Annotated in this window: 1 tRNA gene; it reads left to right on the top strand. The window is 50.7% G+C overall.

The window, feature by feature from the left end:
* Nucleotides 1–426: 426 nt before the first annotated feature.
* Nucleotides 427–499 (top strand) — tRNA-Ala (locus tag QHC78_RS21100).
* The last annotated feature ends 2 nt before the right edge of the window (nucleotides 500–501 follow it).

Here is a 501-nt window from a genome sequence, read left to right as displayed (position 1 = left end):
AAATGCGATCCAGACGGGAGAATTCGGGTCGATGACGTTGCCATTCTTCAACCATAGGCCGTCCATCCAAAAATAGGACTGCTGCTGTGAAGCCGCCCTGCTGCAAAGGCGGGCGCCGATCAAGTGCGCGGAAATCGGGCGCATCTAAATTTGAATATCGGCATTAGACGTCTATTGTACGCTTTTCGACACCCGTCGTTACAAAAGCTCGCAAGCAAAAATTCTTGTCTTCTTCTACGTTTATTTCATTGCTACTGAAACGCGTAAAAGCGCTTCAACCCTTATTGGCCACAGCCTCGCCGTTGCGGCGGGCTCTTCGGCACACATGCCAGCCATTTCGATCGAACGCTCATCTTTTTCTTTTCCCACTTGCACAAAAAAAATTTATGGTGCATAATTTCGCTTCTTTGCTAGGCACCGCAACACGGGGGTATAGCTCAGCTGGGAGAGCGCTTGCATGGCATGCAAGAGGTCAGCGGTTCGATCCCGCTTACCTCCACC

It is taken from the genome of Pigmentiphaga sp., assembly GCF_033795525.1.
In the GTDB taxonomy this organism is placed as follows: Bacteria; Pseudomonadota; Gammaproteobacteria; order Burkholderiales; family Burkholderiaceae_B; genus Pigmentiphaga.
Note: the sequence above shows the minus strand (reverse complement) of the source record. Positions and strands in the feature narration are given on the sequence as shown.